Below are 14525 nucleotides of genomic sequence, written 5' to 3'. Positions count from 1 at the left end.
CGAAAGTTAAATGCTAACAGAATCTGGTTATAATAAAGGCAGTGTATATCATATAACGGTAAAAAAAACCGAAAATTTTAAGGATTACTCAGTTGATGTCGCCGATGACCCCTACTATGCGTTACCAACAAGCTCTAGAGCAAGGCAATTACCAGCCTGATGACGTACAAAAACAAGCCGTAGAGCGATTAGATAAGATTTATCAGCAACTTTGCAGCGCGACACCTTGCTTCCCAAATGAAAAACCAACCGGACTTAAACAACGCTTTGGACGCTTATTGGGCAATAAACCAGCAGTAAAAAATTGCCGCCCTGTTCAAGGTCTATATATGTGGGGGGGCGTTGGGCGAGGTAAAACGTGGTTGATGGATATGTTTTACGATAGCCTACCGGGTGAGCGAAAACTGCGTCTGCACTTTCACCGTTTTATGAAGAAAGTACAGGAAGATTTAATGTCACTGCAAGGACAAGAAAATCCACTTGATATCATCGCTGATGAATTCAAAAAACAGACGGATGTTTTGTGTTTCGATGAGTTTTTTGTTTCAGATATTACTGATGCGATGATTCTAGGAACCTTATTAGAAGGACTGTTTGCTCGCGGAATTACGTTAGTTGCCACCTCCAACATCATCCCTGACAATCTTTACCGCAACGGGTTACAACGTGCTCGATTCTTACCCGCAATAGAACAAATTAAAACCTATTGCGATGTGATGAATGTGGATGCGGGTATTGACTACCGCTTGAGAACACTGACACAAGCTCACCTATTTTTATCACCGATTAATGAGCAAAATCGCCATCATCTAGATGAAGTATTTGTGAAACTCGCTGGCAAAGAAGGGCAGCAAAATCCAGTATTGGAAGTTAACCATCGGAAAATGCAGGCAATTCGCTCCGCGGAAGGTGTATTAGCGATTAGCTTCAAAGTATTGTGTGAAGAGCCTCGCAGCCAAAATGATTATATTTACCTCTCAAATTGTTATCACACAGTGCTTCTTTACGATGTGCCCGCGATGGGGCTGAAAGACGAAAACCCAGCCAGACGTTTTCTCGCGCTTATTGATGAGTTCTATGAACGTAAGGTAAAATTGATGATCAATGCACAGGTGTCGATGGATTCACTTTATCAAGGGCAACTTTTGGCGTTTGAATATCAGCGCTGCCTTTCTCGCTTGCAAGAAATGCAAAGTGAAGAATATTTGAAAATCCCGCATTTATCATAGAAGACAAAGAGGAAATGAGTCCCAAGGACGTCATTTTCTCTCCAGATTTATGCGTGCTTTTTGAACATGTGGTACTAATTGTTTATTTGAACGTAAAAAAAATGCATTTGGGGTCGATTTTTGTTGCTGACTTCTCTATAATCTTGCGACCCCACGTTACGGCGTTGTTTTTTATTTCCCAAAAAATAACGCATTAATGCCAGCTAGGCTGCTCGAAGGGGTGGGTTTGCTGGACAATGAGTCGCGTGAACCTCGCTATATTTTACGAACATGAGTGTTCACACAACGTGTAACTTCAATATTGGGTAAGTTTTAATGAAAACTTTTACAGCTAAACCAGAGACCGTAAAACGCGACTGGTATGTTGTTGATGCAGATGGCAAAACTTTAGGCCGTCTTGCAACTGAAATTGCTAGCCGTCTGCGCGGTAAGCATAAAGCGGAATATACTCCGCATGTGGATACTGGTGATTACATCATCGTTCTGAATGCAGAAAAAATTGCTGTTACCGGCAAAAAACGCGAAGACAAAATCTACTATCGCCACACAGGCCATATTGGTGGAATCAAGCAAGCAACTTTCGAAGAGATGATTGCTCGTAGTCCTGAGCGTGTGCTTGAAATCGCGGTTAAAGGCATGTTGCCAAAAGGACCTCTGGGTCGTGCAATGTACCGTAAACTGAAAGTTTACGCAGGTAATGAGCACAACCACGCGGCACAACAACCGCAAGTTCTTGACATTTAATCGGGATTATAGCAATGGCTGAAAATCAATACTACGGCACTGGTCGCCGCAAAAGCTCATCTGCTCGTGTCTTTATTAAGCCGGGTAGCGGTAACATCACAATCAATCAACGTACACTGGAACAATACTTTGGTCGCGAAACTGCGCGCATGGTAGTTCGTCAGCCGTTAGAACTGGTTGAAATGTTAGAAAAACTGGACCTGTACATCACTGTTAAAGGTGGTGGTATCTCTGGTCAGGCAGGCGCAATCCGTCACGGTATTACTCGTGCACTGATGGCTTATGATGAGACTCTTCGTTCTGATCTGCGTAAAGCTGGTTTCGTTACCCGTGATGCGCGTTCTGTTGAACGTAAAAAAGTGGGTCTGCGCAAAGCACGTCGTCGTCCACAGTTCTCAAAACGTTAATTTATTGCCCTCTGGGCATAAAATTGATGAAAAAACCCGCCTTTATGGCGGGTTTTTTATTGCCTGTAATAAAAAAAATATTGATTCATCGTGATTTAATTAAAATAAAGATAGGTGAAAGGAATTATTTTACTATTTCTCCCTCTTTTTGCGCTATATCGCAAATCTGGTAAAAATATAATCAAGTTAAGTGTGGAGTTGGCTTTAAGCTTTTTAATCTTAATGAATAATAATTTATAGTGAATTATTCTGATTATTGCTGTCCGATACCGCCTCTAATAAAATTAACCGATGATTTTCTCAGGGTTAGCCCCCTAATCTGTACAAAATCTGTTAGACTATGCCCCAGTTTTTTATTTGATGATTTCTCGCTTCCATGAAGCGAGAGGGTTGTGCTGACTTTCAAAATGGATTTGGAAGGTTAAGTACATGGGATTTTAAAAATGAAAATAATGAATTAATCCTTTAATTAGGGATCATTATTTTTATCATTTGGAGGTTTTAATGGCTGTTGCTCCTAATAAACGTTCGGTAATGACATTGTTTTCAGGCCCAACTGATATTTTTAGCCATCAAGTACGTATCGTACTCGCTGAAAAAGGTGTTAGTGTTGAAATTGAACATGTCGAGCCAGGTCATATGCCTCAAGACCTTATTGATCTTAACCCGTATCAAAGCGTACCAACGCTGGTGGATCGTGACCTGACTCTGTATGACCCACACATCATTATGGAATATCTCGATGAGCGTTTCCCGCATCCACCATTAATGCCAGTTTATCCAGTGGCTCGTGGTACAAGCCGTCAGCTGATGCACCGCATTCAGAGAGACTGGTATTCACTGATGACTAAAATCGAGAAAGGGACTGCACAAGAAGCAGAAACCGCTCGCCGTCAATTAGCCGAAGAGTTGATCGCAGTTTCTCCAGTATTTGCTGAGATGCCATTCTTCATGAGTGATGAATTTAGCTTAGTAGACTGCTACTTAGCACCACTCTTATGGCGTTTACCTGTATTAGGTATCGAATTAAAACCATCTAGCAGCAAGCACTTACAGATGTATATGCAGCGTGTATTTGAACGTGATGCATTCTTAGCGTCATTAACTGAATTAGAGCGTGAAATGCGCCTATCAGCACGAGGCTAAGTCGGATGATGGAAATGGCACCAATGACACCACGTCGCCCTTATCTGCTGCGCGCCCACTATGAGTGGTTGCTGGATAATGATATGACTCCGCATTTGGTGGTTGATGTCACTCTTCCAGCGGTGAATGTTCCGATGGAATTTGCTCGTGATGGGCAAATTGTTTTAAATGTTGCCCCTCGTGCAGTGGGTAACTTTGAAATTACCAATGAAGAAGTGCGATTCAATGCACGATTTGGCGGCGTACCTCGCCAGGTATATGTGCCAATGGCTGCCATCATGGCGGTGTATGCTCGCGAAAATGGCGCGGGCATGATGTTTGAACCTGAAGCGGCTTATGATGAGCACTTTGATGGTGAAGATGATGCAGCTGATGAAACACTGTCGGACAACATCGTGTTGGTTCACGATGAGGTACCTCAAACTGAAGAGCCTTCATCTCCAGATGATGAACCACCAAGACCCCCGAAAGGTCGCCCTGCGTTACGCGTCGTAAAATAAGCGTGAGACCTAGTAGGTAATTGAATAAAAAGAGGAAGAAATTCCTCTTTTTTTATATCTGAAGAAACGTCAGTATTCCCTCTGCAGCACCTCGTCCTTCGGCAATCGCCGTGACGACTAAATCAGAACCATGCACAACATCTCCTCCGGCAAAAATTTTCGGGTTTGAGGTTTGATAAGCATAGCGATGATGGCGTGGCGCAATAATTCTTCCATCCTTATCATATTGAACGGCATGCTCTTTAAGCCAAGGTAGTGCCTCTGATTCAAAACCGAACGCCATAATAACCACATCGGCAGGGTATAGGACTTTTTTCGTGGCTATCGCGTTATTCTCAGTATTAACAAAACTGATGCTAATCACGTGATTTTCAGAATTAGTATTGATGCTAACGGGCTGTAAATGAAAGTGGAATTGTGCGCCTTCTTCTTGCGCATGGATAACTTCCCTTGTTGTCGCTGACATTTCATTCATGCTACCACGGTAGATACAATGAACTTGGTTCGCACCTTGACGAATAGCGCTACGTACACAATCCATCGCGGTATCCCCAGCACCCAACACCACAACATTTTTATGAGCAAGCGAAATATAAGGAAACTGCGGATCATCAGGGTAGCCTAGTAAATGGTGCGTATTACCCATTAAATAAGGGAGCGCCTGATAAGCGCCTATAGCGCTCTCGTTGGGTAGGCAACCAGAGACGGGCTTATGGGTGCCTGTACCCACAAAAATCGCATCAAACTCATTGACCAGCGTTTCTAATGGGATATCTTTCCCAACCTCGGTATTCAATTTAAACGTAATGCCCATCTCTTCGAAAATATGTCGACGACGCTGCATTATCTGTTTTTCCAACTTAAACGCAGGGATGCCAAAAGTGAGTAACCCACCAATTTCAGGGAATTTATCAAAAACCGTGGCTTGAACACCATGACGAGCCAAAATATCGGCACAAGAAAGCCCTGCAGGACCTGCTCCAATGATGGCTACACGTTTGCCTGTACTGCGAACATGGGAAAGGTCAGGGCGCCAGCCTTGTTCAAAGGCACTGTCTGTAATATAACGCTCCAAATGACCAATAGTGACGGAGCCAAACGTTTCATCTAGGACACATGCAGCTTCACATAATCTTTCCTGAGGGCAAATTCGCCCACAAATTTCAGGCAGGCTATTGGTATGATGACAAAGCTCTGCAGCTTCGAGAATTCGCCCTTCACCTGCAAGTTTTAACCAGTTGGGAATAGGATTGTGTAATGGGCATTTCCACTCACAATATGGGCTTCCGCAAGACAAGCAGCGTTGAGCTTGATGCTGCGCTTCGAGGCCACTCATTGGCTGATAAATTTCCACAAATTCAATTTTGCGAATAGTTAGCGCTTTTTTATTGGGCTCACGACGGGGCGAACCTCTATTTGAAGAGGACATAGTCACCTTTTCAGCCAAATTCTTTTATGGGAATGACACAAATTGAAGTTTACTTTGATAGCATTGATATAAATAGTGATTATCGTAATAAAGTTGCTAATACAGGGATGAATATCTCATTGTGACCGGCGATTTAATGAGCAGGATCGATATTTCGTATGAAACCCCATCCGAAACAGCCCTGTTTGATATATGATTCAGTGAGAATTTAACTAAGGGGTGGTTATGAAAGTACTTCGCGGTCTAGCACAATACTATGTTGACCTGATGATGAAACTGGGCTTAGTGCGTTTCTCTTTGCTTCTCGCATCAGCGTTAGTTGTGCTCGCCATGATAATGCAAATGGCGGTAGCGATTTTTCTTCGTGGGCAAGTTGATAGCCTCGATATGGTCGGTTCGATTTTCTTTGGGTTAATTATAACGCCATTAGCGGTTTATTTTCTTTCGGTGGTGGTTGAGCAATTGGAGGAGTCTCGCCAGCGTTTAACTCGGATGGTGGACAAACTCGAGGTTATGAGAAAGCGCGATTCAGAACTCAATACTCAATTACAGGGCAATATTGAGCAACTGAATCTCGAAATTTTAGAGCGTGAAAAAGCCGAAAGTGCCCATCTTGAGTTGTTAGAGCAACTCAAACAAGAAATGAAATACCGCGAACAAACACAAATTGAATTTGAGCAGCAGTCCGTTTTACTACGCTCATTTCTCGATGCTTCCCCTGATCTTGTTTATTATCGTAATGAAAACAATGAATTTTCCGGTTGTAACCGTGCAATGGAGCTGCTCACGGGTAAAAGTGAAAAACAGCTGGTCGGCTTAACGCCATTAGATATTTATGATGAAGAAATTGCGGCTAAAGTGATGGAAACGGATGAGAAAGTTTTCAGACACAATGTCGCGCTAACTTATGAACAGTGGTTGGTTTACCCTGATGGGCGTAAAGCGTGTTTTGAACTACGCAAGGTTCCATTTTATGACCGAGTGGGTAAACGTCACGGGCTGATGGGCTTTGGACGGGATATTACCGAGCGTAAGCGCTATCAGGAGGCGTTAGAGAACGCCAGTAGAGAGAAGACTACCTTTATCTCAACGATCAGCCACGAGCTTCGTACGCCGCTTAATGGCATTGTAGGGCTTAGCCGTATTTTATTAGATACCAAACTAACCAAAGAACAATCAAGCTACTTAAAAACAATTCATGTCAGTGCGGTGACGTTAGGGAATATTTTTAATGACGTGATTGAGATGGATAAAATCGAGCGTCGCAAAGTTCAATTGGATAACCAACCTGTGATGCTGCCTGAATTTGTCAATGATTTAGAAAATCTCAGTGGATTACTGGTTCAGCCGAAAGGTCTGAAGTTTGTCATGGATGTCGCGCACGGTCTGCCTAAAACAATTCTGACTGATGGCACTCGTTTACGCCAAATCTTGTGGAATTTGATCGGCAATGCGGTGAAATTCACTCAAAAAGGTGAAGTGAAACTGAGCATTTGGCGAGAAGCTGACAATAAACTGATTTTCCAAGTGAAAGACAGTGGAATTGGTATTCCAAAAGATGAATTAGATAAAATCTTTGCGATGTACTATCAAGTGCGTGATTCTGCTGGCGGACGTCCAGCAACGGGAACGGGGATTGGACTTTCTGTATCCCGTAGGTTAGCACAAAGTATGGGTGGCGATATTCGCGTAGAAAGTGACATAGGGCAAGGTTCCACATTCACACTGTCGATTATCGCCCCAGAAGTTGAGGCTGAAATCGAAGAGCAGCAACAGGATGACGATGATTATCCGTTACCAGCCCTTCATATCTTACTAGTAGAAGATATTGAACTAAATGTGGTTGTGGCGTGTTCTGTGCTAGAGAATCTTGGCAATACGGTTGATGTTGCAATGACAGGTAAAGATGCCTTAGAGATGTTCGCACCTGGAGAATATGATTTAGTCCTATTAGATATTCAACTCCCAGATATGACTGGATTCGATATCTCTAAACAGCTTAAACAACAATATGATAAGGAAGATTTACCGCCATTAATTGCATTGACAGCTAACGTACTCAAAGACAAAAAAGAGTACTTTGACGCAGGAATGGATGGCGTTCTGAGCAAACCATTATCAGTACCTGCACTGACTCACGTGATTGAGCAGTTCTGGGGTGAAAATGCATCTTCAAATGATCAGCATGAGGAGCAAGTGGATATGGCAGAGGTTGATGCATCTATTTTAGATTGCGAAATGTTAGAGCAATACATTGAATTAGTGGGACCAAAACTGATTTATGACGGCTTAGAAGTGTTTGAAAAAATGCTGCCGGGATATTTAGCCATTCTCGATTCTAATATGGTGGCTAAGGATCAGAAGGGAATTGTTGAGGAAGCTCACAAAATTAAAGGCGCGGCAGGTTCGGTTGGACTCAAAAATTTACAGAAACTCGCTCAGCAGATTCAATCCCCTGAATTACCAGCGTGGTGGGACAACGTGCAAGAGTGGGTGGATGAGTTAAAACAGGATTGGAAGTCAGATATAGAAACATTAAGAAACTGGGTGGATGGTCGTACAAAAAAATAACCCCAACCTAAGTTGGGGTGCGCGAATACTGCGCCAACACCAGGGAAATCATTGATTCGCTTATAATTTTTATCTTAGGCGAATCATTAAAATCTATTTGTCACGACTCAGACGTTATCAAGATACCAAAATTTAGCGAACCTGTTACAAGATTCATTAAAATCTGTGATGAAGATTGATGTTTGTCTGCTTTCGCTCTGGGGAGTAATTTACTACAAAAGGACGAAGATATGAAATCAATTGCGGTAATTTTAAGTGGCTGTGGTGTTTTTGATGGAAGTGAGATTCATGAATCAGTGCTAACTATGCTTGCTTTAAGCAAAAATAATGCAGAAGTTCACTTTTTTGCGCCAGATGAAGATCAAGCTACTGTAATTAATCATGTTAATGGTGGATTAAAAACAGAAACTCGTAACCAAATGGAAGAGTCTGCGCGTATTTCTCGTGGGAAAATAGCGTCTTTATCATCAGCAGACCCCTCTAAGCTGGATGCCCTTATAATTCCTGGTGGTTTTGGTGTGGCGAAAAATTTATGTAATTTTGCGACCAAAGGCAGTGAATGTGAAATTAATAAACAACTATTAAGTTTAGTGCAGGTCATGCACCAACAGAAAAAGCCGCTAGGGCTGATGTGTATTGCTCCTGTCATGCTACCGAAGATGTTAAATACATCAGTGAAACTGACAATTGGCAATGATACTGAAACGATTGCCCAAATTGAAAAGATGGGGGGGCAGCATGTGGAGTGTACCGTTGATAACATTGTGGTAGATGAAAATAACAAAGTTGTTACAACACCTGCTTATATGCTGGCTCAATCTATTGCTGAGGCAAATGTCGGTATCAATAAGCTGGTTGAGAAAGTATTAGAAATGGCGTAGTTAATCCAATGCAAAAGTTTGTTTCTCGCTTGTGGTATTGGTTAAAGAAGATCACACTTTCATTACTTGCCCTCTGGTTAGTCTCTGTTGTGATCTTCAAATTTATACCCGTCCCCTTTTCTGCAGTGATGGTCGAAAGACAACTTTCTGCATGGCTAAACTTTAATTTTTCTTATGTTTCTCATTCGACTTGGGTTGGTGAGAAACAGATATCTCCCTATATTTATCTCGCTGTCATTGCCTCAGAAGATCAAAATTTTCCACATCATTGGGGATTTGATTTGAATGCGATTGAACGTGCATATAAGCATAATTCGAGTAATAAACAGACAGTTAGAGGGGCTTCTACAATCTCTCAGCAAACAGTGAAAAACCTATGGTTATGGGATGGAAGAAGCTGGTTAAGAAAAGGGATTGAGACAGCTATGACACCTATTATGGAGTTGATGTGGTCAAAAACCAGAATACTGACTGTTTATCTTAATATTGCAGAGTTTGGTGAGGGTGTTTTTGGTGTGGAAGAGGCTGCAAATAAATTCTTCAATAAGCCTGCTAGTAAGCTTTCTCGACAGGAAGCTGCACTTTTAGCTGCCGTTTTACCTAATCCTCATAGATTCCACGTAAAAAATCCATCTTCGTATGTTTTGAGAAGGCAGGCGTGGATACTGAATCAGATGAGCTTATTAGGAGATAGGAATTATCTGAAAAATAACGATATCGGTGAGGAATAAGAAAAAAGCCATGAATTTGACTTCATGGCTTGGCTTTTTGTCACAATAGGTTACTAATTATAATCAATTGAGATAAGTAAATGCTGTCGTTACTCGACGAACGCCATCTGTTTCACTTGCAATTTTTGCCGCTGCAGCACCTTCTTGTTGAGTGAGTACGCCTAATAAGAAGACTTCCCCATTCTCAGTAATCACTTTAACGCTGCCAGATTTCACCTCATCACTGGCTAAAATCTTGGATTTCACCTTTGTGGTTAACCATGTGTCTTTAGACGCTGTACCTAAGTCAACAGGCTGACCTTGACGTACCTCGTTATAGACTTTTTCAGTACCATCAACGTTGCTGGCGATTTGTTTGGCTTTGTCTGCCAATGACATATCGGGAGATTGACCCGTCAACAACACATTGCCTTTATAGGCTGTTGCGATGATGCGGGAATTATTGGTGATATCTTTATTTTTATTGAGCTGACCGCTGACACGCGCTTCTAACGTACCATCATCAACTTGTTGACCAACAGAGCGCGGGTCTGTCGCGCTTTTGGTCGCAACTGCTGCCGTACCTACGACGGCTGCACCAATACAACCTTGTAAAAGAACTGCACTAAACATTATGGCAAAAATCGGGAGTAATCGCATTTTGTCTCCTTAGTCGTTCTGATGAGGAAAGAGCGTGTTATCGATAAGGTCACACAGACAATTGACAGTGAGTAAGTGCACCTCTTGAATTCTGACACTATGCTGGGATGGAATACGAATTTCAACATCTTGTGGTCCTAAAAGACCAGCAAGCTCACCACCATCATAGCCTGTTAGCGCCACGATAGTCATATCGCGAGTCACTGCGGCTTCTACGGCTTTAATAATATCGGCGCTGTTACCGTGAGTTGAGATAGCCATTAGCACATCACCATGCTGCCCCAGAGCTCTTACTTGCTTCGCATAGATTTCGGTGGGCTGTTTACTGCCTGAAATTGCAGTCAGTACCGTATTGTCTGTATTTAGCGCGAGTGCGGGTAAGCTTGGGCGCTCAGTTTCAAAACGGTGGATCATACTGGCAGCAAAACGCTGTGCTGTTGCTGCGGATGCGCCATTACCACAACACAAAATTTTATTACCATTAAGCAGTGACTGCACCATCATCATCGCAGCTCGAGAAATAGCATCAGGCAGGGCTTCTGCAGCAGCAATCTGAGTTTGAATGCTTTCAGTAAAGCAAACTTTTATTCTATCTAGCACTTACTTATATTCCTGTTCACTGAGATTAAATGCGTTTTGAATCCACTGAAACTGTTTGCCGGTGATCGCACAGATATCAAAGCGGCAAGGTGTTGTTTCAAAACTTTGTTGTTGTTGAGCAAGCCAATATTGCGCGGTTGCCAATATTTTTCTGCGTTTGTGCCAGTTTACTGATAAAAGTGCATCTCCGTAATGACTATTCTTGCGAAAACGGACTTCTACGAATACCCAGCTCGATTTATCTCGCATGATTAAATCGATTTCGCCTGCACGATTTCGGACATTACGTGCTACAAAGGTCAGTCCTTGCTGTTTTAAATAGGAGAGCGCTTGGTTTTCGTAGTATTTACCAGTTAACCATTTTAATGATTTTTCTACTGTTTTCATGACATCCTTGTCTGAAAATTAGGCAGCGGTAAGGCTGCCTAGTTCATGTTATTGTGCCGGCTTAACTTGTCCTTGCTTGAATTGCAACCAAGGTAATTCGCGGTAAATCACACAGTTTTCGTGCACACTTAACATACCTGATGCCCCATTAACACGGAACTGACCATTGTTTTGTAGGTTATCGTAGTTATTTGCCAGTGACCATGCATCAATCCCCATTGCATACAGGCGGAATAGAGAATAGTCATTATTCACTTTACCTTGTGCTTGTTTGCGTAGATTGTTGTTTGCACCTGCGAGTAATGGCACTTCACTGAATTTCACACCTTCCATCTCAAAGCGGTAATCCGCGTTCGAATTTCCTTGGTTACTGCGTGAACTTGCATATAAAGCAGGGCGCTGGCGAGAGCTAATTGCCATTTCTATCATCGGTTTGACAAGGGTTAACTCATCGCGTGTTGCCACGATATAGACCGCATCAATGCTACCGTTTGCTTGTTCCACGCCTTGCGTAGCAACATTAATTGGGGTTCCCGTCATGCGGATCCCTTGACCTCGGTTGATCGATTCTTTTAAAGATGCAGTAGAACCAAATGTTTGCATTAATGCAGTCCCGCCACCTTTTGCTTGCCACTCTTCGGCAAAGGCTTTTGCGATGCGGTCACCAAATGGTGACGCGGGCACTAAGACTAAAGGCATTTGTTTACCCTCTAATCTCATTTGGTTAGCGGCATTTTTCGCTTCATCTTCAGGGGATAAAGAGAAATAACAGAGATTGGCACGAGGCTGTAATTGGTTTGCGTCTAATTCATTCAGTGCCAAAACATTTACTGGCGCGTTCATTTGAGCAATAGCTTGAACGTCTGATTTCAGTAATGGACCAACAATTAAGTTATAACCTTCAGAGGTCGCTTGAGCGACTAACTGCGGCATAGCCTTACCTTGAGTATCAAAGACTTTAACGCTTTGAGTATTGGTCGGAACTGCGTCAATACTGACGGTTGATGAAGCAACTTCAGTATTCGCATTTTCATTCACCGTAGCGGCAACTTCTTGGTAAATCTGATCGAGCACATCATTCCCTGAGCCTTGTGATGTGGCAGGTGCAGTAGACGTTTGAGAGACCGGGGATGACGGCAGGCCTTTTTGCGCATCAAGGAAGCCTTGCATGATAGCTTGACCAAAAACTTGCCCTTGTCCGCTCATTGGCAAAAATAGTGCAATACGTGGATTGGCGCCGACTTTAGTAATAGTACCTTGCACTAATGCTGTCGGGAGATTTTTTGCCCCAGGGTTATGTGGGTAACGGGTTTTCCAATCGTCGATGCCAGTGCGTAGTGCTTCTGGGTCATCTTTATTATTTTGGTAGATATCCAGCAGGTCGACCCAACCCAGTAGAATATTTTCGTCAGCTTCGATTCCTTGAATCTGTTCTGGCTTCATTTGTGTTAACATCAGCCACAGAGAATCAATATTCGCTTGATGTTGTGCCGGATCGGTTAATAAAGGCTCTTGGCTAATATAAACGCGCAGGACATCCATTGATGGTTTGCCTTGAGCAGCATCGATAATGGACTGGTAATGGCTGGCGTCAGAAACACTAGGCTGCTGAGTTGCGGTCGTGGTTGTCGAGGATTCGATTTGGCATCCAGTTAATGCCAAAGTGGACAACATCGCAGTGCAGAGTAATCTTTTTTTCAAATGCAAAAAAATTGAAGGACGCATACTGTATCCAATGGTGTATTTTTCAATTGCTTAATTTTAAACCGGCTATTCGGATGAAACAATGAATCAACCTAATCAAGCAGTGGTTATGGCATCCACGCTTTACATTGTGCCTACCCCAATTGGTAACATGGGAGATATCACGCAACGTGCGTTGGATGTGCTTAAACATGTTGACCTAATTGCTGCGGAAGACACAAGGCATTCAGGCATTCTATTACAGAATTTTGCCATCAATGCGCGCATGTTTGCGCTACACGATCATAACGAGCAGCAAAAAGCAGATCAATTAATTAGTAAGCTTCAACAAGGAGATAGTATCGCATTAGTCTCGGATGCAGGTACACCTTTAATTAATGATCCTGGCTATCATTTAGTCAACCGCTGCCGTGAAGCTGGTATTCGAGTTGTCCCTCTACCGGGGGCGTGTGCGGCAATTACGGCGTTGTCAGCCGCAGGTTTACCTTCAGATCGTTTTTGCTATGAAGGTTTCTTGTCCGCCAAAACCAAGGGACGTAAAGACGTTCTACAATCTTTAGAGCAAGAAACTCGCACGCTGATTTTTTATGAATCCACTCACCGTTTATTAGACAGTTTAGCAGACATGGTGGAAGTATGGGGACCAGAGCGTCGCGTGGTTTTAGCGCGAGAATTGACCAAAACATGGGAGTCTATTGAAGGGCGACCTGTTGGGGAGTTACTTGCATGGGTCAAAGAAGATGAAAATCGCCATCGCGGTGAGATGGTGCTGATAGTAGAAGGGTATAAGCCCCAAAATGATGAATCAGCGATTACGCCAGATGTTCTTCGTACTTTAGGTTTGCTACAAAAAGAGTTACCACCGAAAAAAGCAGCGGCAATTACCGCAGAAATTTACGGTCTGAAGAAAAACCAGTTATACAAATTGATGCTTGACCAGCAAGACGATGAGTAAATTTTATTCAAGTGTAGGTTTTGACGTAAATTGCCTGCTATAGAGTCTGTACAAGCTATCACAAAGTGCCTATAATTCGCCGCGGAGTTGGTCAGACAACCGCTGCTTTATCGTAGTCCCTTCGGGAGACGGGTAGAGGGGAGGAAAGTCCGGGCTCCATAGGGCAGGGTGCCAGATAACGTCTGGGAGGCGCGAGCCTACGACAAGTGCAACAGAGAGCAAACCGCCGATGGCCTGTTTACAGGATCAGGTAAGGGTGAAAGGGTGCGGTAAGAGCGCACCGCGCGACTGGCAACAGTTCGTGGCATGGTAAACTCCACCCGGAGCAAGACCAAATAGGGGTTCATATGGTGCGGCCCGCATTGAACTCGGGTAGGTTGCTGGAGCCAGTGCGCAAGTGCTGGCCTAGATGAATGGTTGTCCACGACAGAACCCGGCTTACCGACCAACTCCCATTTTTTCGTCATACTTCAAGTTGTGACTGCGTTGGCTTCACTCGTCAACCCAAGTCACATACTTGTGTATGCTCCTAGGGATTTCCTCATTTTGCCGCCTTGGCACACCTCGAATTATTTAGAAAAAATTTTCATGTCATATTTGAT

General features: G+C 43.2%; 14 protein-coding genes and 1 other RNA gene. 10 read left to right on the top strand and 5 right to left on the bottom strand.

Annotated elements, in window-relative coordinates:
- Nucleotides 1-95 precede the first annotated feature (95 nt).
- The 5 genes from zapE to sspB all read left to right on the top strand — a co-directional run bounded on the left by zapE (nt 96) and on the right by sspB (nt 4026).
- The gene (zapE, locus tag PR795_RS10705) at nt 96-1229 is read left to right on the top strand and encodes a cell division protein ZapE (RefSeq protein ID WP_181480251.1); all 1134 of its coding nucleotides are present in this window, start codon (nt 96-98) and stop codon (nt 1227-1229) included.
- A gap of 315 nt (nt 1230-1544) precedes the next feature.
- A complete protein-coding gene (gene rplM, locus PR795_RS10700; protein ID WP_006659112.1) occupies nt 1545-1973 on the top strand; it encodes a 50S ribosomal protein L13 in 429 nt (142 codons plus the stop codon).
- A gap of 14 nt (nt 1974-1987) precedes the next feature.
- The gene (gene rpsI / locus PR795_RS10695; RefSeq protein ID WP_004258235.1) at nt 1988-2380 is read left to right on the top strand and encodes a 30S ribosomal protein S9; all 393 of its coding nucleotides are present in this window, start codon (nt 1988-1990) and stop codon (nt 2378-2380) included.
- Nucleotides 2381-2884: 504 nt separating this feature from the next.
- Nucleotides 2885-3526: a stringent starvation protein SspA gene (gene sspA / locus PR795_RS10690; protein ID WP_006659114.1), complete on the top strand. Its 642-nt coding sequence runs from the start codon at nt 2885-2887 to the stop codon at nt 3524-3526.
- A gap of 8 nt (nt 3527-3534) precedes the next feature.
- Nucleotides 3535-4026, top strand: a complete 492-nt coding sequence (gene sspB, locus PR795_RS10685) for a ClpXP protease specificity-enhancing factor (RefSeq protein ID WP_036959980.1) — start codon at nt 3535-3537, stop codon at nt 4024-4026.
- Between the two features lie 52 nt (nt 4027-4078).
- Here the strand turns inward: sspB and PR795_RS10680 are convergent, their stop codons facing one another.
- Nucleotides 4079-5455, bottom strand: coding sequence for an FAD-dependent oxidoreductase (locus PR795_RS10680; RefSeq protein ID WP_179897070.1), 1377 nt, complete (start codon nt 5453-5455; stop codon nt 4079-4081).
- Between the two features lie 225 nt (nt 5456-5680).
- Between PR795_RS10680 and arcB the strand changes: the two genes are divergently transcribed.
- The 3 genes from arcB to mtgA all read left to right on the top strand — a co-directional run bounded on the left by arcB (nt 5681) and on the right by mtgA (nt 9638).
- Entirely contained in the window at nt 5681-8026 is a 2346-nt protein-coding gene (arcB, locus tag PR795_RS10675; RefSeq protein WP_272516834.1) for an aerobic respiration two-component sensor histidine kinase ArcB, read from the top strand.
- Between the two features lie 230 nt (nt 8027-8256).
- Entirely contained in the window at nt 8257-8907 is a 651-nt protein-coding gene (gene elbB, locus PR795_RS10670) for an isoprenoid biosynthesis glyoxalase ElbB (RefSeq protein ID WP_181480250.1), read from the top strand.
- A gap of 8 nt (nt 8908-8915) precedes the next feature.
- Nucleotides 8916-9638 (top strand): monofunctional biosynthetic peptidoglycan transglycosylase, encoded by a 723-nt coding sequence (mtgA, locus tag PR795_RS10665; RefSeq protein WP_006659119.1) that lies wholly within the window; start codon nt 8916-8918, stop codon nt 9636-9638.
- Nucleotides 9639-9701: 63 nt separating this feature from the next.
- Here the strand turns inward: mtgA and dolP are convergent, their stop codons facing one another.
- From dolP to PR795_RS10645, 4 genes are read right to left on the bottom strand one after another with little or no spacing between them, the layout of a single operon-like run.
- Nucleotides 9702-10277 carry a division/outer membrane stress-associated lipid-binding lipoprotein gene (gene dolP, locus PR795_RS10660; protein ID WP_006659120.1) on the bottom strand — a complete coding sequence of 192 codons (576 nt, stop codon included), beginning with the start codon at nt 10275-10277 and terminating at the stop codon, nt 9702-9704.
- 9 nt (nt 10278-10286) lie between these two features.
- Nucleotides 10287-10877: a DnaA initiator-associating protein DiaA gene (diaA, locus tag PR795_RS10655; protein ID WP_006659121.1), complete on the bottom strand. Its 591-nt coding sequence runs from the start codon at nt 10875-10877 to the stop codon at nt 10287-10289.
- Nucleotides 10878-11264 carry a YraN family protein gene (locus PR795_RS10650; protein WP_006659122.1) on the bottom strand — a complete coding sequence of 129 codons (387 nt, stop codon included), beginning with the start codon at nt 11262-11264 and terminating at the stop codon, nt 10878-10880.
- A gap of 48 nt (nt 11265-11312) precedes the next feature.
- Nucleotides 11313-12989 (bottom strand): penicillin-binding protein activator, encoded by a 1677-nt coding sequence (locus tag PR795_RS10645; protein ID WP_181480249.1) that lies wholly within the window; start codon nt 12987-12989, stop codon nt 11313-11315.
- 61 nt (nt 12990-13050) lie between these two features.
- Here PR795_RS10645 and rsmI point away from each other — a divergent pair, with 61 nt between their 5' ends.
- Both rsmI and rnpB read left to right on the top strand, forming a co-directional pair.
- Nucleotides 13051-13923: a 16S rRNA (cytidine(1402)-2'-O)-methyltransferase gene (rsmI, locus tag PR795_RS10640; RefSeq protein ID WP_272516833.1), complete on the top strand. Its 873-nt coding sequence runs from the start codon at nt 13051-13053 to the stop codon at nt 13921-13923.
- Between the two features lie 83 nt (nt 13924-14006).
- Nucleotides 14007-14380: RNase P RNA component class A (gene rnpB, locus PR795_RS10635), an RNA gene on the top strand.
- Nucleotides 14381-14525 lie beyond the last annotated feature (145 nt).

The organism is Providencia sp. PROV209 (genome assembly GCF_028479485.1).
Classification (GTDB): Bacteria; Pseudomonadota; Gammaproteobacteria; order Enterobacterales; family Enterobacteriaceae; genus Providencia; species Providencia alcalifaciens.
Note: the sequence above shows the minus strand (reverse complement) of the source record. Positions and strands in the feature narration are given on the sequence as shown.